We start from the raw sequence: 22,986 nt of genomic DNA on the forward strand, positions 1-22,986 counted from the left end.
ATGCGAAAGAACTTTAACTTTAGGCCGAGGTCGGAGTCTTCGGCAACCCCGGAGCCCCGATGCCCCAAGACACGAAAAGCGGCATATCGGAATGCCGCTTTTCTGGTCCGGTAAGGAGCATAAGGCTCCTCAGGTCCGGAAGTATCTCAACTCGGATCGGACGTGGTCTCATGCGGATTGCGTACGACGACCTTGTCGATCAGGCCGAATTCGCGGGCCTCGTTGGCTGAGAGATAACTGTCACGCTCGAGCTTCTGCTCGATCTGCTCCAACGTCTGACCGGTATGTTCGCGATAGATCTCGTTCAACCGCTGACGGATGATGAGAATTTCGCGAGCTTGGATCTCGATGTCTGAAGCCTGTCCCTGAGCACCACCGGACGGCTGGTGAACCATTACGCGGGCATTGGGAAGGGCGTAGCGATGCCCCTTCTCGCCACCTGCCAGAAGCAGGGAACCCATGGATGCAGCCTGACCGATGCAGACCGTGCTCACGGGGCAGCGGATGTACTGCATGGTGTCATAGATCGCGAGACCAGCGGAAACGACACCGCCCGGGCTGTTGATGTAGAACGAGATTTCCTTGGTGGGATTCACGCTCTCCAAATAGAGGAGCTGCGCGCAGATCAGGGACGAGACCTGATCGTAGACAGGTCCGGTCAGGAAGATAATTCGCTCCTGAAGGAGACGCGAAAAGATGTCGAAAGAGCGCTCTCCGCGGGCAGTCTGCTCGACCACCATCGGCACCAGAGAGTTGCTGAACACCTCGAGGGGATCACGATCCCGAATGGCCATGCTGTCTGTTCCTCAATGCCCGATGGGCTTTCTTCTGCTTCCTAACATGGACCCGACATGTCGTTCCGTCAAAGGGAGCAGGCAGGAAAAAACGGGCACCCCGAAGAGCGCCCGCTGGATCCCGCGCCGAAAGATCAGAGTTCGGCGGGCGGGATTTCGGCCAGTTCTTCCGGCGTCACTTCCTTGTCGGTGACGTCAGCCAGCTCGATCAGGTAATCGACGACCTTGTTTTCCAGGATCGGGCCACGGAGCCCTTCGACAGCCTGCGGGTTCTTGGAGAAGAACTCGAAAACCATCTGTTCCTGACCCGGGTAACGCTGGGCTTCCTGCTGCATCGCACCCAGAAGCTCTTCACGGGAAACCTGGATTTCCTGCTTGCGGCCAATCTCAGCCAGCAGCAGACCCAGCTTCACGCGACGCTCGGCAATGCGACGGTAGTCGGCCTTGAGGGTCTCTTCGTCCTTACCAGCATCTTCTTCGTCCAGACGACCGGCCTTGCGGTCTTCCTCGACGCGGGCCCAAATCTGGTTGAACTCGGCGTCAACCATGCTGGACGGTGCTTCGAAGTCCGTCTTCTCGGACAGTGCGTCCAGAAGATCGCGCTTGATGCGCAAACGCGAAAGCTGCTGGTATTCACCCTCAGCTTGTTCCGTGATGATCTTGCGGATCTGTTCGAGGTTCTCGAAACCGATCGTCTTGGCAAGCTCGTCGTCGCTGGCCGGATCAACAGCCTTCTTCAGGGACTTCGCCTTAATGTCGAAGGTCACGGCCTTGCCGGCCAGCTCTTCAGCCTGATAGTCGGCGGGGAACGTCACGTTGATAACGCGCTCTTCGCCAGCCTTCATGCCTTCCATCTGCTCGGCGAAGCCGGGGATGAAGCCTTCGCCGCCGATTTCGACATTCACATCGTCAGCCGTGCCACCGTCGAACGGCGTACCGTCCAGCTTGCCCACAAAGTCAACGCAGACGACATCGCCCTGAGCGGCTGCGCGGTCTTCTTCGATCGTCTCGAACTTGCGGCTGCGACGGGCAACGTCGTTCAGGGCCTTCTCGACGGTCTCTTCGCTGACCTTGGCGCCAAGGCGCGTCAGCTTCAGGCCAGACAGGTCGGGAACTTCGATTTCCGGGAGAACTTCGGTCTCAACCTTGAATTCGAGATCCTTGCCGTCTTCGATGGCGGAAACCACTTCGACCTTCGGCTGCATCGCCGGACGAACATTCTGCTCTGCAAACAGCTTGGTCGTGGCGTCATTGATGACTTCTTCCAGCAGCTCCGCATTCACGGAATCGCTGTAACGCTGTTTGACGAGGGAGGCCGGCACCTTGCCCGGACGGAAGCCCGGAAGCTTGATCGTCTTGGCGACTTCAGCGAGTCGTGCATCGCGACGGACCTGCAGGTCGGCAGACGGGACAACGACGGTGAAGGCGCGCTTAAGTCCTTCGTTGAGCGTGGGCGTAACCTGCATGAGCCAGGCGATCCTCTCGGTCGGTAGGTTGGTCAAATCTCTTTCTCGGGAAGCCGGGCTTGGTGCGGGCGGAGGGACTTGAACCCCCACGACTTGCGCCACCAGAACCTAAATCTGGCGTGTCTACCAATTTCACCACGCCCGCAGCGCTCGGCCTCCAGGCTCGTGTTACCGAACCTCGGATGCGCGGCCTTTAGCGCATGAAACGCGACTTCACAACAGTGATCCGGTCGCCTTTTTATCTAATGCCTCCCGCGCCAGACGCGTGGCGGTCGCCCTTGCCTGCCCTAGAGGGAGATCCAGATCCTCGGCCAGGGGCCAGCCGCCATGCACTTTCCCGGCCTCGATTCCAGCTTCCCCATGCAGCCAGACGCCTGCGCAGCAGGCTTCCCAGACATCCATCCCCGCCGCAAGAAGGGCTGCGATCACACCCGTGAGGGTATCCCCCGAACCCGCCGTCGCCAGAGCAGACGACGCATGCGTATTGATGGCAACCCGACCATCCGGAGCAGCAATGATTGTGTCAGGCCCCTTCATGACGACAACAGCATTGATACGCTTTGCAGCAGCCTGCGCGACATCCAGACGACTGCCTTCGACCGGTCCGAAGAGTTTGCGAAACTCTCCGATATGGGGCGTGACGGCAACAACCCCTTTCAGCCGCGACAGATCCTGCGATCCCCATGCCAGTGCACCGGCATCCGCCAACACGATCCGGTCGGCCTTGAGAAGCTGCGGAAGGGTCGTAGCAACTTCGTCTTCGGTCAGGCCGGGACCGCAGATCCAGACCTTACGACGCGCATCTTTCAGCAATTCGGAAAGCGGCGCCTCGTCCACGATCAGACCAGGATCACCGAGTCGATAGGCCGAAGCCCCCTCACCCGCCGCAATTCGCACAAGACCCGCCCCGCTGCGGCGCGCCCCGCGAGCCGCAAGCCGGGCCGCACCGGGCATTTCAGCCCCACCACACAGACTGACGACACCACGGTGGTATTTATAGTCCCCATCCCCCGAAAGCGGCAAACTCCACAGGCCAGGCTCGTTATGCTGCACAAGCGGCGTAACGCCGTCCCATGCCGCTTCAGGCATGCCTATATCGGCGCAAATCACCTCACCACACAGATCAGAACCAGGTTGCAGGACATGCCCGGGGCGCAGACGAACAAAAGTCACCGTGAACTTACAGCCGCGGGCCTTTCCGAGGATCTCACCCGAGGCCCCAGCCACGCCGCTCGGCATATCGATGGCAACGACCTCCCGGGCAGCCGCAAGAACAGCCGCAACATCATCCGCAACAGGGCGCTTCAACCCCGAACCGAAAACCGCATCCACCACCAAATCAGCCCCCGCCAATTCCTCAGCTGTGAACGGCACCATAGAACCAGCCCAGCGGGCAGCCATGTCGGCAGCAGGCGTCCCGAATTTGGGAGCAGAAAGCGCGGCAACGCGGACAGACCAACCCCAGCGTGCGAGATTGCGGGCTACGACATAGCCGTCTCCACCGTTGTTTCCCGGCCCGCAGGCAATCGTGACACGACACGGCGAAAAACGGTTACGGATAACGCGTGCAGCGGCCCAGCCGGCATTTTCCATCAGACGTGTAGATGGAAGGATGGCAGCAGCCGCATAATCCATGCGGTCGCTCTCCTCGGGCATTAGCAATGCGAAAGGATGGCGAGACACAGGAGCGAATATTACAGGGCGGGACATCTCGAGGGCGTTCTCCTGCTGGTTTTATGACAGCAAAGCATGAGCGGCTGTTACGTTGCCTCTTACGGCCCCCCTCAATTCCGCTTCCCTCTGGCGCTAAGGGGCTTGCGTCGGGTATTCAAGGGAAATGCTTCGGGAATGTTCTTTCCCCTTTTTTTCCATTTTCAACCATGACGAGGATCAATGACAGGGTCGATCATCTGGAGCCTCGTGCTCGCAATCCATCTGCTGTGCATGACATACTGGGTCGGCGGTTCGATCTACTCAACACTCGTTGTCCGCTCCACGGTCGGACTGCTGGATCCGGGACCACGTAACTCCGTCCTGCTTCAGGGTTACACGCGCTTTTTCCGCGGCCTCTATCAGGTCGTCCCGTTCTCGCTACTGAGCGGCTGGGGCCTGATTTTCCATGAAGGCGGATTTGCAGCCGTGCCCTGGCCGGTCAATGCGATGCAACTTCTGGGCCTCGCTATGGCGGCAATTTTCATCCTGACCGTCCAAGGCCCCTTCCGTCGGGCCCGACGCGCCATGCGCCCCCAGCCCGCGCTATTCGACACCCTGCGCAGCCGCACCGCCATGATGGCGGGACTGGGTGTCCTGACCATTCTTGTCGCCGCAATGGCACGCGGCATGTGAAATCGTAAGCGATACGGCGCTTGAAGGGCCGTATCGCTTGCCATTCCCGCTATTTATCGATAACGCACCAGTTATAGCTGCGGGCAATTGCCCCGCCCTCAACTCCGGCCTTCATCCATTCGGGTGTGCGCCGTCAAAGAGAGTCTCGAGAGTCATTTGAGCGCGAAAACGACCTCCGGTCCTTCCAAGCCCCGTACGACTGCAACGCCCAGACGCGGACGCCCCTCTGGTTCACGTGCTGCCGCAGCCGCAACGTCACCGACTGTTGCCGATGAAGGCGAAACGTCTCCGGTAACGGAAACTCCTGCCGCCAAGGCTCCCCGCACGCGCCGCACGAAGACTGCGGCAATGGCGATGGAAAAAACGGCGGAACTAAAGGCACCTGCACGCCGGACCCGCAAAACAGCCACGCCTGCTACCGAATCCGCGAGTGAAAGCGAAGTCCCTACTCCGAAAACGGCAGGACGCCCCAAAAAAGCTGTTATAGAACCGGAAGCCGCGACCAAGCCTGCCCAGGCATCTGTAGCCGCACCTGCCCCGCGCCGTCGCTCCACAAAAAAAGTCGAGACCGTGACCGAAGAAGCCGAGGCGGCCCCCAAACGCCGTGGCCGTCCGCGCAAGACGCCGGTTATGGAACAGCCCGCCACCGAAGTTGTGCCGGAGGAAACCCCAGAATCTCCTGCAGCGCCGCGTCGTCGCGGCCGTCCGCGCAAGGTGGATGTCGCAGTTGCAGAGGCCAAGGCAGAGGCCCCCGTCGAAAAGAAAACGCGTCCCTCCCGTCGCAAGGCCTCCGCCCCTGTCGTGGAAGCCCCGGAACCCGCTGCCGAAGAAACCCCTGCCGTTCAGATCGAACTCTCGAAGAGCGAAAAGCCTGCGCGTCGTCGCCGTACCAAAGCGCCTGCTGCAACACCGGCTGTCGTTGAAGAAACCGTTGATCCCTCCGCCGTCGTTGAGACCGCCGTGGTTGCCGAAGACGTTTCCGACAGGCCACGCTTTGCCGATCTGGGTTTGGGCGAGTCGATCATGCGAGCCATTGAGGAGCTTGGTTACGAACACCCCACTCCCATTCAGGCCCAGGCCATTCCCGAAGTCCTGAAGGGCCATGACGTTCTGGGTGTCGCCCAGACCGGAACCGGCAAAACTGCCTCTTTCACACTGCCGATGCTCCAAAAACTGGCCGGCTCACGTGCCCGCGCCCGGATGCCGCGCTCTCTGATCCTGGAGCCGACGCGAGAGTTGGCATTGCAGGTTGCCGAGAACTGCAAGCTCTATGGCAAGTATCTGCGTCTGACCCATGCGCTGCTGATCGGTGGCGAGAGCATGACCGAACAGCGCGACGTTCTGAACCGCGGCGTAGATGTGCTGATCGCGACTCCGGGCCGTTTGCTCGACCTGTTCGGACGCGGTGGCCTGCTGCTCACGCAGACCAGCACGCTCGTGATCGACGAAGCCGACCGTATGCTGGACATGGGCTTCATCCCCGATATCGAAAAAATTGTGGCATTGCTGCCCGGCCATCGCCAGACCCTCTTCTTCTCCGCCACGATGGCACCGGAAATCCGCCGTTTAGCCGATGCTTTCCTCCGACACCCGGTGGAAATCACGGTGGCGCGCCAGTCTTCCGTAGCCACGACGATCGAAGAAGCTCTGGTTATTGTGCCGGAGGACGAAAAGCGTCGCACACTTAAGAAGCTGCTGCGTCGTGAAAACGTCCAGAGCGCCATCGTGTTCTGCAATCGCAAGCGCGATGTGGACATGATCCAGCAGTATCTGACCAAGCATGGCATCGAAGCCGGTCATCTTCACGGAGATCTGGCCCAGTCCCTTCGCTTCTCGACGCTTGAACGTTTCCGCTCTGGCGACCTGAAGTTCCTGGTATGCTCGGACGTGGCAGCGCGCGGCATCGATATCGGCGGCCTGTCGCATGTCTTCAATTATGATCTACCGTTCAATGCGGAAGATTATGTGCATCGCATCGGACGGACCGGTCGTGCAGGTAACGAAGGCCATGCCTTCAGTCTGGCAGCCCCGCGCGATCGCAGACTGCTGGAAGCCATCGAGACACTGACAGGCAAGGTGATTGCACGCCCAGTTCTTGAAGGCATCACAACCGTTGACTGGGCTCCCGAAGACGGTGAACGCCGCCCGCCCGAGACCGCGACTCCTGCACCGCAGGACGTGGCGGAAGAAGGAGAGCAGCGGCCCCGCAAGCGCCGTCGTGGCGGTCGCAATCGCAATCGTGGCGATCGCGACGAAAACGAGACCGTTCAGCAGGTCACACCCACCTCTGTCGCGGCGATCGAGGCCCCCGTCAGCCACCGTTCGGTTGAACTGGCCCCTGCTTTCGAAAACGATGGGCCAAAGACAGGGTTTGGGGGTGATACGCCCGCTTTCATGCTGGTCCCGCGCCGCAGAAAAGTCATAGTTCCCGGTAGCAACGATCCTGCTGCTCCTGTTCAGCATGATGGGCGCCATTACGGTAATGAATGACACCTTGACCGGAGTTGCAGAACTCCGGATTGAAGGACTGGGTGCGGCAGGCGACGGCATCGCGCATCTTGATGGCCAGACCGTTTTCATCCCGGGTACTCTGCCCGGGGAAGACGTCCGGGTCCGCCTCGCTCCCTCCCATCCCGAACTCATTGACATCGTTCACGCATCACCCGACCGCGTCATCCCCCTGTGCGACCTGTTTGGCGAATGCGGCGGCTGTGCATTACAGCACCTCTCCCTCCCAGCTCTGCTGGGCTGGAAGACGCAGCGCGTCACACAGGCCCTCACAGCAGCGGGTTTCACAGATCTGCCGCCTGCACGGATGTTCCAGACAACGCCAAAAACCCGGCGCCGCATGGATTTTGCTGTTCAGCGCGTGCCGGGCGGCGTGATCATCGGGCTGCATCGCCGCAATGGTGATCCCGTGGACATGACGGAATGCCATGTCCTGCATCCCGAAATTTTTGGACTTCTTACCCCTCTGCGTGAAGTTCTTGGAAATCTGGGTGCACTGACGGGCCGCGGGAGCCTGATGGTCAACCTGCTCGACAGTGGACCAGACCTCACACTGCAGACCCCCGCTCCCTTGACGAGTGCTGACCGCATCAAACTGGCAGCCTTTGCCCGCGAGCATAACCTGTCGCGAATTTCCTGGCAGGATCCGAAAGATCTGGGTATCGAGACAGTGGCCCAGTCCGGCCCGGTCCGGGAAGATTTTGACGGTGTGATCGTCTCCCCGCCTCCCTCTGCCTTTCTTCAGGCGACCGCTGATGCCGAGAAGACTATTGTCGCCGCCGTTGTCGACGGCTTGCCGTCACTCAACAAAAAGGATGTGACGGTCGAACTGTTTGCCGGATGTGGCACCCTGACCTTCCCGATGTCCGAAAAAGGCCGTGTCATGGCCTATGAAGGCAATCTGGCGGCTGCACACTGCCTGAAAGCTGCCTCCGGTGGACGCCGCGTTGATGGGTTTCATCGGGATCTGGGGCGCCAGCCGCTTCTGCCACACGATCTAAAATCAACACGGGCCGTGGTTCTTGATCCGCCTTACGCAGGTGCGGGCGCACAAACGGCGCCCCTGGCCAAGTCGGCCGTGCCGGACATCGTTTACGTGAGCTGCAACCCAGCGGCACTTGAAAAAGACGCTAAAGCTCTGTGGAACGCAGGATTCTCGGTCATCGGCCTGACGATTGTGGACCAGTTCCTATGGTCCACAGAAGTCGAGGCTGTGGTCGTGCTGTCACGGGACGTGAAGCGAATCAAACGTGAAAACTCTCGCCGCAGCCGCAGCGACCTTTCTCGTTCGGATTCCTGAACGTAAAACCGGATTCGAGGTCCTTGACCTCGTAATCCATGACAGTACCGGTCAGGAACAGGGTCGCCTTGCGATCTACCAGCAGGGTTACACCCTGATCCTCGACCCGCTCATCGGTTAGCTCTGGGGCCGTCACAAAATTCATTTCATAAGATAGCCCCGAGCATCCGCGCGTTCCCACACTGATACGCAGAAGCTGGCCCTGATGGGAGCTGGCATAAAGAGCTTTGAGACGCTTGGCTGCCTGATCGGACAGTGCCATGAGAGCGGGCAGCGAGCGGCGCGTTGCGACGTCGGACATAAATGCTTCTTTCCAGATCAAAACATATTAAGAGCAAGCCGGGCATCATCGCTCATGCGGCTCATATCCCATGGCGGATCCCAGACGATTTCGACAGTAGCCTGACTGACACCCGGAACATGAGAGACAGCATCGCGCACCATCTCCGGCAATTCCTGTGCGCTGGGGCAGTTCGGCGCCGTCAGCGTCATCTCAATATGTACGCGGCCATCATCATGCAGGTCGATCGCGTAGATCAGGCCGAGCTCATAGATGTTGACCGGGATCTCCGGATCATACACCGTCGCGATCGCCGCGATGACCGCTTCCTGATCGGGTGCCGTTCCTGTTGCAGAAACGGCAGCTGTATCTTCACTGGTTGTGATATCGGTCATGGCTTCACTCATGCGAGCATCATCCGGGCCCGTTCAAGCCCTTCGATCAGCGCATCGATCTCTTCAGTCGTGGTGTAGATGCCAAAACTGGCACGTGCGGTGGCATGAACGCCAAGACGACGCACCAGAGGTTCAGCACAATGCTGCCCGGCGCGGATGGCAATTCCGAGCTGATCCAGCAAGGTTGCCAGATCATGTGGGTGCGCACCGTCCATGACGAAGGAGATTACGCCCCCGCGCTCTTCAGGTTCGCCCAAAATGCGCAAACTATTGATCCCACGCATCTTTTTCAGCGCATAAGAGGTCAGGTCAGCTTCATGGTACGAAATGGCATCATAACCGATCTCTTCCACAAAACGGACAGCCGCCCCAAGACCGATCGTCTCCAGAATGGCAGGTGTACCGGCCTCAAACTTGTGAGGAACATGCGCCCAGGTAGCGCGCTCGAAAGACACGTTCTGAATCATGTCACCACCGCCCATAAAAGGCGGCATGATGTCCAGCAGCTCCATCTTCCCCCAGAGCACCCCAATCCCCGTAGGGCCATAGAGCTTATGACCCGTGAAGGTGAAGAAATCCGCTCCAATGGCTTGCACGTCAATCTTGCGATGAACGACCGACTGAGACCCGTCCAACAAAATGCGCGCGCCATAAGCATGGGCGATTTCCGCCAGTTTCCTGACCGGCGTAATCGTTCCCAGCACATTGGACATGTGCGTAACGGCAACAAGCGCCACCTTCCCATCCGACAGAAGCGCTTCGTAAGCGTCCAGATCAATATCGCCAGCATCATTGATAGGAGCGACACGCAGCTCGATACCCGCACGATCCCGCAGCATAAGCCAAGGCACGATATTAGCGTGATGCTCAAGCTCGGAAATCAGAACTGCCTGCCCGGGCTTCAGCATACTGCCAAAACTGTGCGCCACGAGGTTAATGGCCTCGGTGCTGTTACGGGTAAAAACGATTTCCCGATGATCGGGCGCATTTAGAAGACGGGCCACGTCATGACGGGCACGCTCATAGGCTTCCGTCGTGCGCTCGCTCATCCAATGTAAGCCACGATGAATGTTGGCATACTGGTGATACGCCGCGTCCCGCATGGCCTCGATCACGTCATCCGGCTTCTGGGACGAAGCCGCGCTATCGAGAAAGACCAGAGGCCGGCCATGAACGGTTTCGTTCAGGATCGGGAAATGGGAGCGAATTGCCGACAGGTCCATCCCAGTAGGGCGGTCAGTAGAGGTCATGAGGTCATGCTCCGCAGCAGCAGATCACGCAGCCCCTCATCGGAAACCAGATCCAGCGCATCGATCAGGAATGCACGCACAAGCATATCCCGTGCATCCGTTTGCGGAATACCCCGGGAGCGCAGATAAAAGAGCTGCTCGTCATCAAGTGCACCGACAGTGGCGCCGTGACTGCACTTGACGTCGTCAGCGTAAATTTCCAGCTCGGGCTTACTGTTGATCTGCGCCTTTTCAGACAGCAGAAGCGCCTGGTTCATCTGATAGCCATCAGTTTTCTGGGCCACGCGATCAACAAGGATCTTGCCCTGGAAAACACCCTGCCCGGCGTCGGACAGAACCGTCTTGACGGTCTGGCGCGAGCTCCCATCAGGAGCGGCATGATGGATCATGGATGTCAGGTCGTTCAGGCGCTGGCCATCGACGATCTGTACGCCATTCACATGCGCCATGGCGTGAGGTGCACCCAGTGTCACGACAGCTTCATGACGCGCAAGGCTGCTACCCTGATTCAGGGTAAAGCTGTCATATTCGCCCTTCTCCGCCACATCGGCCGAAACGATGGCGAGATGCGTGGCGGTCAGGCTCTCACGCTGCACCTTGACATGACGGAGCGTCGCCTCCTTGCCCACAACAATGTCAAAGCGCGGGTTGGCGATATAACGCCCCTCACCTGCACTGACGTCATACAGTGTCAAGGACGCGCCGTCTTCCAGTACGATCCGGTGCTGAAGATGCGTCGAAACATCCTGCCCATTAGAGAGGCTAACGAGCGTCAGCAGACCCGCATCCGTTCCAGCGGGTATTCGAATATCGAGACCTCTTTCACCCAGCGCCGTATTTAGCGTTGCGGAAAACACCCCCTTGAGCGGAGAAACGTTTTCCGAAGCCCGCTGAGCAACTTCCGGAAAAGCCGATAACGCATCCAAAAGCTGACCATTGCCATAGACCACACGGACGCCCGTTTCAGGCAAGATCAGATGATTCAGCAGCGCAGTGGCGGTTTCGGTCGTCAGGGACGCAGCCTTTTGCCACACCGTATCCGCGATCGAACGAAGTGGCGTATAACGCCAGGCTTCAACGCGGCGCGTCGGCAGCCCCGTTTCGGCCAGAGCCGCACCTTGCCCGGCGGCACGTGCAACAAACGCCTCCAGAGCGGGAACAGCGTTCTGCATTACGGTGGGAGCTCCGCTCACGCTGCTGCCTCGAGGAACTGGGTATAACCCTGCTTCTCAAGTGTCTTGGCGATATCGGGACCGCCACTGTGGATGATGCGGCCATGCGCCATAACATGCACGCGGTCCGGCACAATGTAATCGAGCAGACGCTGATGATGGGTGATAACCAGAGCCGAAAAATCCGGGCTGCGCAGGGAATTCACGCCTTCAGCGACAATACGCAGGGCGTCAATGTCCAGACCACTGTCCGTCTCGTCAAGAATAGCAAAAGACGGCTGAAGCAGACGCATTTGAAGCACTTCATTGCGCTTCTTCTCGCCGCCCGAAAAGCCGACATTAACTGCACGCTTGAGCATGTCGTCGGACATGGAGAGATGCTTGGTCTCGGCACGAACAGCCTTGAGAAAAGCCACTGCATCCATTTCGGCTTCACCACGCGCCCGACGAACGGCGTTTACGGCCGTACGCAAGAAATTCGCATTATTCACACCGGGAAGTTCGACCGGTGACTGGAATGCCAGAAACAAACCCAGCGCAGCGCGTTCTTCGGGCTCAAGAGCCAGCAGATCCTGTCCCTTGAAAGTGGCTGACCCACCCGTCACTTCGTAGTCGTCACGACCGGCAAGCACATAAGACAGCGTGGATTTACCAGAGCCATTTGGCCCCATGATCGCGTGGACTTCACCCTTGGGGATTTCGAGGTCGAGCCCCTTGAGAATGTCCTTGGGCGTACCGTCGGCGTCGATGCGGGCCTGAAGACCCTGAATTTTCAGAAAATCGCTCATATTAACCCACACTTCCTTCGAGGCTGATCTGCAGAAGCTTCTGCGCCTCGACCGCGAATTCCATCGGGAGCTCCTTGAGCACCTCGCGGCAGAAACCATTGACGATCAGACCAACTGCATCTTCTTCCGACAGGCCGCGCGAACGACAGTAGAAGAGCTGGTCTTCGGAGATTTTGGACGTGGTCGCTTCATGCTCCACGCGCGCCGTCATGTTACGGCTTTCAATATAAGGTACTGTGTGCGCACCGCACTGATCGCCAATCAGCAGACTGTCGCACTGCGTAAAATTGCGTGCGTTACGCGCTTTGGGCTGCATGCGGACCAAACCACGATAGGTGCTATCAGAGTGCCCAGCGGAAATGGTCTTGGCGATAATCGTCGAGCGCGTGTTCGGCGCCAGATGGATCATCTTCGTCCCTGTATCGGCCTGCTGGTGATTATTGGTCACCGCAACTGAATAGAACTCGCCAACCGATCCCTCACCGGCCAGCACGCAGGACGGGTATTTCCACGTAATGGCAGAACCGGTCTCAACCTGCGTCCAGGAAATCTTGGAGCGCGCGCCACGACAGATGCCACGCTTGGTCACAAAATTGTAGATGCCACCCCGACCTTCGTCATCGCCCGGATACCAGTTCTGGACGGTGGAATACTTGATTGAGGCATCTTCCATCGCGACAAGCTCGACCACAGCTGCATGAAGCTGGTTTTCGTCACGCTGTGGCGCCGTGCAGCCTTCCAGATAGGAGACGGTGGCACGATCTTCCGCGATGATAAGCGTACGCTCGAACTGTCCCGTATTGCGCGCATTGATGCGGAAATAGGTGGACAGCTCCATCGGGCAGCGGACGCCCTCAGGGATGTAGACGAAGGAGCCATCCGTAAAGACAGCAGAGTTCAGGGCTGCAAAGAAATTGTCCGACACCGGAACCACCGTGCCCAGATATTTCTGGACCAGTTCGGGGTGTTCACGGATTGCGTCGGAGATCGGACAGAAAATCACGCCGGCTTCCGCAAGCGTCTTGCGGAAGGTCGTCGCGACGGACACGCTGTCAAAAACGGCATCCACGGCAACAGGCATACGCTCTTCTGCGCCTTCGACACCGGCAAGCAAAGCCTGTTCATGCAGAGGAATACCCAGTTTGGCATAGGTCTTGAGCAGCTCGGGATCGACTTCATCGAGGCTCTTGGGCCCCGGCTTCTTCTTCGGTTGCGCGAAATAATGCGCGTCCTGGTAGTCGATCGGCGGATGATGGATATGAGCCCAGGTCGGCTCTTCCATTTCCAGCCATGCGCGAAAGGCCTTCAGACGCCAGTCCAGCATCCACTGTGGCTCACCCTTGCGCTCGGAGATCAGGCGAACCGTCTCCTCGTTGAGTCCTTTGGGCGCGATATCCATCTCGATATCGGTCTCGAAACCCCATTCGTAGCTGGATTTCGCGAGTTTTTCGACTGTCTCGCGGGTTTCCGTCACGGCTGGCATGGTGTGTTGTCCTTAACTGACCGCGTCGGTCACGGAAGAAGTCTTCGCCCCGGCGGGGGCGACAGGTGCAGACGCGAGGCCGCGCCTTGGCAGACGTTCCGCGTGGCGGCCCATATCTGCCAGTGTGATGCTGTTAAGTGTTTTGAGGATGGCGTCATTTACGACATCCCACTGTCCCGACAGGCCGCACAGCGAACTGTGCTCGCACTCGCGTCCGTCACAGCAGGCCGTGATAGCGATCGGGCCGTCTACAGCCGCAATAACGGTTGCGACCGTCACGGTTTCAAGCTCGCTGGAAAGACGGTATCCGCCACGGGCGCCACGATGGGACAGGACCAGACCACTGGAGGCCAGACCTTTAAGAAGCTTGGCGACGGTAGGTTCAGGGACGCCAGTTTCCACCGCAAGGGCTGCTGCTGTTGCCAGTCCTTCGTGACGACCGAGATGGACCAGAAGAACAGTGGCGTAATCGGCCAGTTTTGACAGCCTCAGCATCGCTTGCACACTCACATCTTGCTCTAATTCAAGACTTGGTAAGTCCTGATTTGTTCCAAATGACCCAATCCCGGGCAAAGGTCAAGACTTCAGTATCCCCCTCGTCTCCGAACATGGAATGTTACACACCAAAAAACAGTCGGGAAACGCCGTCGAGCGCCGCTCCGGCAAGGAAACCAACGACAGTGCCATTTATACGAATATAGGCCAGATCACGACCCACTCGCGACTCCAGCCGGGCCGCCAGATCGTTTCCGTCCCAGCCCGCCATAACGGCCGCGATAAACCCCGAGAGCTTTTCACGCAGGCCGGGCAGGATCCGCTGAACGGTGCTTTCAACAGCCTGATTGACCTTCAAACGCAGGGATTCATTGGAGCGCAGGGCACTGGCCAGCTGAACAATCGCCGCATCGATAACAGTAGCGCTCCAGCCGTCCTCGCGTCCGCTGTCTTCCTCGACCATGCGCCGCAGACGCTCCCATAGCTCCGAACTCCATCCTTTAAGGCTGGTATGCGTCAGAACAGATGTGATCGTGTCGGCCATATCCTTGCGCCGGGCAGGATCATTTTCAATACGGTCGATTTCACCCCGGACCCAGGTGGTGAACCCGTGCCGCAGTTCCGAGTCCATCGGATCAACCCGCTCAAACTCGGCATGGAGCGCCATGAGGACACGACTGGCGACTGACCCACCGATCGCCCAGCCCAGAAAACGCCCCCCCTGCTCGCGCACTCGTTCTTCTACAAAATGACGCAGATCAGACTCACGGGAGGTCACAGTCGTCTTAATGCGCTCCAGCAGAAAGGACAGGACCTCCTGATGCATCTCGCTGTTCACCATCGCCCGCATGCCACGAGAAACGAGGGGAGCCATTTCCTCGCCATTCAGCAGAACCGGAAGCGCGCGAGAAATGGCGGTCTTGGCGCGCCCGTCTTCCATCCGATCGAACATCACCGGGATGGCGGAGCGCATGCTGGTGACGAGCGTCTGTCGATTCGCCGGGTCATTCAGCATGTCGGCAATCAGGCTGGAGAGGTCAATTTTCGACAGGGCGCGGCGAACATCATCCTCAGTGAAGAACTGACCGGAAATGAAACGTCCCAGCGCCTGACCGAGCCGTTCTTTCTGCCGCGGCAGAATGGCCGTATGAGGAATGGGCAGACCCAGCGGATGACGGAACAGGGCCGTAACCGCAAACCAGTCGGCAAGACCACCAACAACGCCTGCCCGCGACCCGGCGCGCAGCAGGCTAAAGGCAAGACTACCGTCCCCGATATGACGGGCGGCTGCGAGTGTCGTTCCCGCAGCGAGAATACCCATGCCGACGAGCAAGCCACCGGCCATGAACCTGGGTGAGAAAGCTGTGGTGCTGGATTTCCGGGAAACGGATGGGGTCGTGTCCGCGTGCATGAGCGCACCGATAGCATCATCCTCCCGTGCTGTCGCGTCCAGAGCAAGGTTGCACTTGGTGACAGGGCATGAAAAGTATTGCGCCCCGTCTTCGTCCCATTTCTCCGCAGAAGCGAGACTGCTCCCGATGTCTGACTGCGCCTCCCGGCTCGATCCGTCCCTCCATGACCGTATTAACGCAATGACGTCACGGCTTCTCCATGAGCGCGATGGTCTCGCAGACCTGATTGCGTCCATTAGCCAGGGCCTGTTGGACGACGACCGGAGCGAGAACAGGACGCAACTGGACGAAATCGAGAATGTCATCCGCGCCCTGCGTGACGAGCATTTCATGGAACGGGCCGCACATCTGCGCTCCTATATCGGGCTCGATACTGCTGCTCCCCAAGGCCGCCTCGAAGCCGTGGCAAAACGCCTTGTCGATCAGGCCCCCGATGCCGTCTCCCTGACGGTGCCGCAGATTGCCGCCGTCTTTACCGCCCACCCGACCTTTGCACTGGCGGACGGCGTCTATGAGATCCTGACGCAGCGTGCTGAAAATCCGGAACAGCCAGTGCCGTGCCTGAAGACGCATCGCCGTCCGGCCCCCCCAACACTGGCGCAGGAACAGGCGCTGGCGCTGGCAGCCATTCTGCGGGGGCGCGATGCGCTCGACGATCTGACCGAAGCACTGCTGCAGGAAATGTCCCAGCGCTGGTCTGACGAGGGCAGTCAGGTCGATCCCTCGCCCGTCATCCTCGCAAGCTGGGTCGGGTTCGACACCGACGGCCGGAACGACATCGGCTGGTGGGACACGCTGCGGATCCGGCTTGAGCTGAAATCCTCCCAGCTGCATCGTCTCACGGACGGACTCGAACGCCTGGGCCTGCAGGACAGCGCACTCGCCATGCGGGCGCGCCGGGCGATCGAAGCCGTAAAAACACAGCACGCCGCCTGCCCGACCGGCAAGGATGCTGCTCCGGAAATCATCAAGGATTTTGCCCAGACACTGATTGCCTGCCGAGACAAGGCGCTGCTCGACGCCACCGAACTTCTGCCACTGTTCCAGGACGCGGCGGTCGAGCTGGATGATGAAGCCAGACTGCACCTGCGGACCATCCGTGCCGGCTTCATGAACCATGGCCTCGGGATCGCCCGAATCCATACAAGGCTAAATGCCGCACAGATCTACAATGTAGCCCGCACCCGGCTTGGCCTGACCGATGATCCTGCCCTGCCCTCACGCCGTCGCGTTCTGCTGGCCAAAATCGACGAGGCCCTTTCGGATCTGAAACCCCGCGCTGTGGATTTCGGATCCCTGCTGGTCGAGCCCGCATCAGCCGCACGACTGATGATGACGATGGCGCAGATCCTCAAGCACATCGATTCTGGCTCGCCCATCCGCTTCCTCATTGCCGAGACCGAAAGCGGCTATACGCTGCTCGCCACGCTCTGGCTGGCACGCCTGTTCGGGATCAAGGACCACCAGATCGAGATATCACCGCTGTTCGAGACGGAAAGCGCGCTTGAGAACGGCGAGACCATTCTGGAAGAAGCTTTCCGCTCCAGTCACTGGCGCGATTATCTGCGAGCAAACGGCCGCCTGTCGCTTCAGTTCGGATACTCCGACTCAGGCCGTTACGTCGGACAGCTCGCAGCGACCAATCTGGTCGAACGGTTGCGCATGCGGACCCTTTCCCTGCTGGCGGAACACGGCCTTGAAGACGTGTCCCTGACGTTGTTCGACACACATGGCGAAAGCATCGGACGGGGGGCGCATCCGTTCAGCCTGCGCCAGCGTCTGGACTATTTCTCCCCCGCCCGTACGCGTCTTGCCATGCGCGAGGCCGGGATCGGCTGCCGGGTGGAAACCGCATTCCAGGGTGGAGACGGCTACACGCTGTTCGGCACGAAGGCCCTTGCAGCCTCCACCATCGCAACGCTGGCAGAACATGTGGCCGATATCCCACTGGACACGAAAGATCCAGTTTATACGCGGCCTGACTTCGCATCGGATTTCTTTTCCACCATCGCGCTCGACATGGGCGCACTGGTCGACGATCCCGGCTATGCGGCACTACTAAGCGCATTCGGTCCAGCCTTAATCGATAAGACGGGGTCCCGTCCTTCCGCACGCCAGTCGGACGCGGCAACGGTCACACGCATCACTCATCCGGGACAGCTTCGCGCCATTCCCAATAACGCCATTCTTCAGCAACTCGGCTGGTGGGCGAATGTGCTGCATGGCCTTGGGAACGCAGCACAGCGTCATCCCGAAACATTCGAGCAGTTCGCCACGGAATCCTCGCGTTTCCGCGAAGCCATGGATTTCGCCCGTCAGGCCCTTGCGCACTCGGATCTGGACGTACTGCGGACGACGATCCATCAGCTTGATCCCGGAACCTGGCTGGACCGTGCAGCAAAAGCCCGGAGCGATGAAGAGCGTCAGAGCCTGCTGTGTATTTCGCACGGCCTGGAACTGCTGCGCTTCTGGGCCAATGGCCCGGCCATGTTCCGGCGCATCCAGGCGGATCATATCGCCCTGCGTGCAGCATGGCCGGATGCGCCCCGCATGGATGCACGCGAAAAGCTGCTTCATGCCATCCGCTTTGCCCTCATCGACCGGCTGTGGACGCTTTCAACCCGCATCCCCTATTTCGGGCCGCGCAATAGCCTGACACGCGAAGCAATCACGAACCTGATCCTCTGCCTAGATGTGCCGCGCGCGCTGCATCTGTTGGAGGATCTGTTCCCGATCAGCGCTCCAAGCGTTGCTAATCTCGACTTCGGGGAACCGGGTGATGCTGCTGAAGCCGCCGGTTTTGCGCGGGAGCATGAGGAGATTTTCGCGCCGCTGTCACGCTGCTTTGCACTAATGCGTGAGATCGGCGTGGCGATCATGCACGCCAACCGGGCTTTCGGATGAGGAATGATCCGCGGTCGCAACTCTTGTCGAGTGCGACCGCCTGCGGTTAGAAAGCTCGCGTCATAACATCCAACGGAAAGTTCCTCTGCATGCTTCGCAAGGCCCTTCTTCTGGGTGCAGCCATGATGGCTGTGCCTGCTCTAGCGGCAGGTCCTGCCACACCGGCGCCCAATGCTGACAGCGTGACGAACGGAACCGTAACGGTCAATGGCGCAACCATCCCCTACCGGGCAGTCGCAGGTACCATTCTGGTTCATGGCAACGACTACAACGATTCCGGCGATATCCTGGCCAAGCGTGGTACCAAGCTCGATGGCGGCAAGGATGACGATAGCAAGAACGCGCCCGTCGCCTCCATGTTCTACACCGCCTATTTCAAAGAAGGTGTTCCCGCCGAAAAACGCCCGATCACCTTCCTTTATAACGGCGGCCCTGGTTCAGCCTCCGTCTGGGTTCACATGGGCACCTTCGGCCCGCGCCGCGTAAACACGCCGGGTGACACCCATCTACCGGCCGCCCCCTATGCGCTCATCAACAACCCGCAATCCCTGCTGGACGTGTCAGACGTTGTCTTCATCGATGCGCCGGGCACAGGTTTCTCGCGTATTGCGGGCAAGGATGCTAACAAGGAGTTCATTGGCGTCGATGGTGACGCTGAAGCCTTTACGCACTTCATTTCGAAATTCCTGGCCAAGTATCACCGCTACAATTCGCCCAAATACCTATTCGGTGAGAGCTATGGCACGATGCGTTCGGCCGTAGTCATCAACGACCTGGAGCAGGACGAGAACATCGACTTCAATGGCGTTATCCTGCTGTCGCAGATCCTGAACTACGACAACAGCGATGACAGCCCGCAGTTCAATGCTGGCGTGGACGACCCTTATGTGCTGGCCCTGCCGACCTATGCAGCAACGGCGTGGTATCATCACTGCTTGCCGGCCGAACATCCGGACCTGAAGGCGTTCCTGCATGAAGTCGAGCATTTCGCACTGACCGACTACACGCTGGCTCTGCGTCAGGGTGCCGATCTGCCAGAAAACCAGCGCCAGGCCATTGCGGCGAAGCTACATGATTACACGGGCCTGCCCGTCGATTACATTCTGCGCGCAGATCTGCGCGTCAATGGCGGCGAATTCGACCAACAGCTTCAGGCAAAGACCGGTATGGCGACCGGCCGTTTGGACACCCGCTATTCAAGCCCGACAATCGATCCGATGAGCCAGGAAGTGGAATACGATCCGCAGTCCAGCGCTATCAGCTCGGCTTATGTCACGGTCTTCAACGACTATGTCCGCAACACGCTCAAATACGGCACGGACGAAGATTATCGCCTCTATAACAGTCAGGGCCACTGGGACAGCCATCACCGTCAGCCCGGCCACGGTTACCAGCCTAAGGGCGAACCTAACGTCATGACGGACCTGGCCATGGCAATGAAGACCAATCCGAATCTGCACGTCATGCTCAATGCTGGCTACTACGACCTCGCAACGCCTTATTTTGAAGGCGTGTACGAGATGAAGCATCTGCCGATGCCGAACAGCCTACAGAAGAACATCGAATATGCGCAGTACACGTCTGGCCACATGGTCTATGTGGACCCGGCGACCCTGCAGCAGCTTCATGACAACGTTGCAGCCTTCATCCGTCGGACAGACAATCTGCATTAATCTCTGACGGGACAGGACAAGGCGGCGCAGGGGCAACCTTCCGCCGCTTTTTTTGTGCTCCCCTTACGGACAGACCAGCCAATCCGCACAAAGGCGCAGTCAGGCCCGTTGAGCGCAAACTCGTACGTACTCCATGACCTGATCGAAGACCCTTCCTTCTCAAGCATCCGTCCCACGCAGGCCTCCGCCAGCGCATCCACATCCGGACGACGGAAATAAAGACGGAACGGATTGCTCACGGCCTCAACTCAGCCGGAAACAGGCTACGTCAGATGGTGTCCTTCTCCTTCCGCCGTTTCCAAAAGCCTATAGTTGGCTGAACTTCCCTCATGGGACGAAGAGCCGAAAGCCGCAAAACTGCTCTGCCTGCGCGAAATAATTCACCGACAGAATTGTAACGACGGATCTCCGGGATGCAGACTACGATGTCGGCTTCCTTGAATGGGAAATACAAAAAACCCCGCCAGATTGCTCTGGCGGGGTCTGATGTTTCACCGAGGCAAAGAAATCAGGCGGACTTCGCGATGATTTCGTCGGCCACGTTGCGAGGAACGGCCTCGTAGTGATGGAACTGCATAGTGAAGGACGCACGGCCCTTCGTTGCAGAACGCAGGTGCGAGATGTAGCCGAACATTTCCTTCAGCGGCACCTGCGCACGGATCATCACGGTCGAACCAGACGTTTCCTGGCTCTGAATGATGCCGCGGCGACGGTTAAGATCGCCCACCACGTCACCGACATGGTCGTTCGGAGTCGTGACTTCAACGTCCATGATCGGCTCGAGGATCACCGGACCGGCGTTCTTCATGCCTTCACGGAAGCAGGCCTTGGCGGCGATTTCGAAGGCTAGAGCCGACGAGTCAACGTCATGGTACTTACCGTCGAGCAGCGTGAACTTGAAGTCCACCGTCGGGAAGCCGGCGAGAACACCCGTGGTGCTCTGCATGCGGATGCCCTTTTCGACAGCCGGGATGTATTCCTTCGGAACCGTACCACCGACGACCTTGTTCTCGAAGATGATCTCATCCGGCTTGTCGGACGGAGCAAATTCGATCTTGACTTCAGCGTACTGACCCGAACCACCAGACTGCTTCTTGTGGGTGTAGGTCTCGACATGCGGCCGCGTGATCGTCTCACGATAAGCCACCTGCGGTGCGCCGATGTTGGCATCGACGCCGTATTCACGACGCAGACGGTCAACGATGATGTCCAGGTGAAGCTCGCCCATGCCGGACAGGATGGTCTGACCCGTTTCCTGATCGGTCTTGAGGTGCAGAGACGGATCTTCAGCCGTCAGCTTCTGCAGCGCCAGCGTCATCTTCTCGACGCCGTCCTTGGTCTTCGGCTCGACGGAGATGTCGATAACCGGAACCGGGAACTGCATACGCTCCAGAACCACCGGATCGGAAGCATCGGCAAGCGTGTCACCCGTGACGGTGTCCTTGAGACCCACGAATGCGGCGATGTCACCGGCACCAACGGACTTCACTTCCTGACGCTTGTCGGCGTGCATCTGGAACATGCGGCCGACGCGTTCCTTGTGACCCTTCGTCGTGTTCAAGATGGTGTCACCGGAATTCAGGACGCCACGATAAACGCGAACAAAGGTCAGCGTGCCGTACTTGTCGGAGATGATCTTGAACGCAAGGCCAGCGAACTTGCCATCCGGATCGACCGGGACGATCGGCAGGAAGTCTTCGTCGACTTCTTCACCTTCCGGCGGAGCAATACGGATGCCTTCGACTTCGTCAGGAGCCGGCAGGTAATCGATGACCGCGTCGAGCAGGGGCTGAACGCCCTTGTTCTTGAACGCCGTACCGCACATGACGGGACGGAATTCACCGGAAATCGCACCCTTCTTGATGCACTTCTTCAGGGTTGCGACATCAACGTCGCCCTTCTCGAAGTACTCTTCCATGGCAGCGTCGTCGACGGCGAGAGCCGTGTCGAGCAGAACCTGGCGGGCTTCGTCAGCCTTTTCCTTCAGGTCAGCCGGGATCTCTTCGTAGTGGAACTTGGCGCCGAGTTCGCCGCCTTCCCACACGATGGCACGCATCTCGACCAGATCGACCACGCCAACGAAGTTTTCTTCGGCGCCGATCGGGAGCTGCAGCGGAACAGCCACGATGTCCAGCTTCTCTTTCAGCGTGCTGAAAGCGTAGTAGAAATCTGCGCCGGTCCGGTCGAGCTTGTTGATGAAGATGACGCGCGGAACGTTGTAACGGTCAGCAAGGCGCCAGTTCGTTTCGGACTGCGGCTGCACGCCGGCCACGCCTTCGATCACGAAGATCGCGCCGTCGAGCACGCGGAGCGAACGGTTGACTTCGATGTTGAAGTCAATGTGGCCCGGGGTGTCGATGATGTTGATGCGGTGGTCGTTCCACTCACACGTCACGGCAGCCGAGGTGATCGTGATGCCACGCTCACGTTCCTGCGCCATGTAGTCGGTGGTGGTGTTGCCTTCGTGGACCTCACCGATCTTGTGAGACACACCCGTGTAATACAGGATACGCTCGGTCGTCGTGGTCTTACCGGCATCGATATGCGCGGTAATACCGATGTTGCGAATCTTCGAGAGAGCCGACTTGGCTTCCTGAACGCTTTCGGACACGGAGAACCTCCAAAATACAATGAAAGGTGTTTCAGCCTGAACCGAAACACCTCCGCTGCGGCCCTGTAAAAGGACCGAACCTGATTTATCCCAGTGGCGGCTGAATGAC

At 59.0% G+C, this 22,986-nt stretch carries 17 protein-coding genes and 1 tRNA gene; 5 read left to right on the top strand and 13 right to left on the bottom strand.

What is annotated here, in order from left to right:
* Nucleotides 1–146: 146 nt before the first annotated feature.
* From IGS75_RS00455 to IGS75_RS00470, 4 genes are all read right to left on the bottom strand, one after another.
* A complete protein-coding gene (locus tag IGS75_RS00455; RefSeq protein WP_141351256.1) occupies nucleotides 147–794 on the bottom strand; it encodes an ATP-dependent Clp protease proteolytic subunit in 648 nt (215 codons plus the stop codon).
* A gap of 134 nt (nucleotides 795–928) precedes the next feature.
* Nucleotides 929–2,260 (bottom strand): trigger factor, encoded by a 1,332-nt coding sequence (gene tig / locus IGS75_RS00460; RefSeq protein WP_202258017.1) that lies wholly within the window; start codon nucleotides 2,258–2,260, stop codon nucleotides 929–931.
* A 60-nt stretch (nucleotides 2,261–2,320) separates the two neighbouring features.
* A tRNA-Leu gene (locus IGS75_RS00465) sits at nucleotides 2,321–2,405 on the bottom strand.
* A gap of 68 nt (nucleotides 2,406–2,473) precedes the next feature.
* A complete protein-coding gene (locus IGS75_RS00470) occupies nucleotides 2,474–3,970 on the bottom strand; it encodes an NAD(P)H-hydrate dehydratase (protein ID WP_237468888.1) in 1,497 nt (498 codons plus the stop codon).
* Nucleotides 3,971–4,153: 183 nt separating this feature from the next.
* Here IGS75_RS00470 and IGS75_RS00475 point away from each other — a divergent pair, with 183 nt between their 5' ends.
* The 3 genes from IGS75_RS00475 to IGS75_RS00485 all read left to right on the top strand — a co-directional run bounded on the left by IGS75_RS00475 (nucleotide 4,154) and on the right by IGS75_RS00485 (nucleotide 8,414).
* Nucleotides 4,154–4,606: a hypothetical protein gene (locus IGS75_RS00475; RefSeq protein WP_202257226.1), complete on the top strand. Its 453-nt coding sequence runs from the start codon at nucleotides 4,154–4,156 to the stop codon at nucleotides 4,604–4,606.
* A 354-nt stretch (nucleotides 4,607–4,960) separates the two neighbouring features.
* Complete coding sequence (locus tag IGS75_RS00480; protein WP_408876499.1) at nucleotides 4,961–7,096, top strand: DEAD/DEAH box helicase; 2,136 nt, start codon at nucleotides 4,961–4,963, stop codon at nucleotides 7,094–7,096.
* Entirely contained in the window at nucleotides 7,071–8,414 is a 1,344-nt protein-coding gene (locus IGS75_RS00485; RefSeq protein WP_202258021.1) for a class I SAM-dependent RNA methyltransferase, read from the top strand. The genes IGS75_RS00480 and IGS75_RS00485 overlap by 26 nt, the downstream gene beginning before the upstream one ends.
* Here the strand turns inward: IGS75_RS00485 and IGS75_RS00490 are convergent.
* The 8 genes from IGS75_RS00490 to IGS75_RS00525 form a co-directional block, all read right to left on the bottom strand.
* Nucleotides 8,359–8,715, bottom strand: a complete 357-nt coding sequence (locus IGS75_RS00490) for a HesB/IscA family protein (protein ID WP_141351264.1) — start codon at nucleotides 8,713–8,715, stop codon at nucleotides 8,359–8,361. The two genes, IGS75_RS00485 and IGS75_RS00490, sit on opposite strands and share 56 nt — an antisense overlap.
* A 17-nt stretch (nucleotides 8,716–8,732) precedes the next feature.
* The gene (locus IGS75_RS00495; RefSeq protein ID WP_337249221.1) at nucleotides 8,733–9,089 is read right to left on the bottom strand and encodes an SUF system Fe-S cluster assembly protein; all 357 of its coding nucleotides are present in this window, start codon (nucleotides 9,087–9,089) and stop codon (nucleotides 8,733–8,735) included.
* An 8-nt stretch (nucleotides 9,090–9,097) separates the two neighbouring features.
* A complete protein-coding gene (locus IGS75_RS00500; RefSeq protein ID WP_272929769.1) occupies nucleotides 9,098–10,339 on the bottom strand; it encodes a cysteine desulfurase in 1,242 nt (413 codons plus the stop codon).
* Complete coding sequence (gene sufD, locus IGS75_RS00505; protein WP_141351347.1) at nucleotides 10,336–11,511, bottom strand: Fe-S cluster assembly protein SufD; 1,176 nt, start codon at nucleotides 11,509–11,511, stop codon at nucleotides 10,336–10,338. Before sufD ends, IGS75_RS00500 begins: the two co-directional genes overlap by 4 nt.
* Before the next feature lie 17 nt (nucleotides 11,512–11,528).
* Nucleotides 11,529–12,299 (bottom strand): Fe-S cluster assembly ATPase SufC, encoded by a 771-nt coding sequence (sufC, locus tag IGS75_RS00510; RefSeq protein ID WP_141351267.1) that lies wholly within the window; start codon nucleotides 12,297–12,299, stop codon nucleotides 11,529–11,531.
* 1 nt (nucleotide 12,300) lies between these two features.
* A complete protein-coding gene (gene sufB / locus IGS75_RS00515; RefSeq protein ID WP_202257232.1) occupies nucleotides 12,301–13,782 on the bottom strand; it encodes a Fe-S cluster assembly protein SufB in 1,482 nt (493 codons plus the stop codon).
* 12 nt (nucleotides 13,783–13,794) lie between these two features.
* Nucleotides 13,795–14,277 (bottom strand): SUF system Fe-S cluster assembly regulator, encoded by a 483-nt coding sequence (locus IGS75_RS00520; RefSeq protein ID WP_202257233.1) that lies wholly within the window; start codon nucleotides 14,275–14,277, stop codon nucleotides 13,795–13,797.
* 121 nt (nucleotides 14,278–14,398) lie between these two features.
* On the bottom strand, nucleotides 14,399–15,688 hold the full coding sequence (locus IGS75_RS00525; protein ID WP_202257235.1) for a DUF445 domain-containing protein: 1,290 nt from the start codon (nucleotides 15,686–15,688) through the stop codon (nucleotides 14,399–14,401).
* Between the two features lie 127 nt (nucleotides 15,689–15,815).
* Here IGS75_RS00525 and IGS75_RS00530 point away from each other — a divergent pair, with 127 nt between their 5' ends.
* Both IGS75_RS00530 and IGS75_RS00535 read left to right on the top strand, forming a co-directional pair.
* Complete coding sequence (locus IGS75_RS00530; RefSeq protein ID WP_141351276.1) at nucleotides 15,816–18,593, top strand: phosphoenolpyruvate carboxylase; 2,778 nt, start codon at nucleotides 15,816–15,818, stop codon at nucleotides 18,591–18,593.
* A gap of 89 nt (nucleotides 18,594–18,682) precedes the next feature.
* Nucleotides 18,683–20,266 carry a S10 family peptidase gene (locus IGS75_RS00535; RefSeq protein ID WP_141351278.1) on the top strand — a complete coding sequence of 528 codons (1,584 nt, stop codon included), beginning with the start codon at nucleotides 18,683–18,685 and terminating at the stop codon, nucleotides 20,264–20,266.
* Nucleotides 20,267–20,774: 508 nt separating this feature from the next.
* On the opposite strand, the gene fusA is transcribed toward IGS75_RS00535, so the two are convergent.
* A complete protein-coding gene (gene fusA / locus IGS75_RS00540) occupies nucleotides 20,775–22,877 on the bottom strand; it encodes an elongation factor G (RefSeq protein ID WP_141351280.1) in 2,103 nt (700 codons plus the stop codon).
* Nucleotides 22,878–22,986 lie beyond the last annotated feature (109 nt).

Origin of the sequence: Gluconobacter sphaericus, from assembly GCF_016757795.1 — a bacterium.
Classification (GTDB): domain Bacteria; phylum Pseudomonadota; class Alphaproteobacteria; order Acetobacterales; family Acetobacteraceae; genus Gluconobacter; species Gluconobacter sphaericus.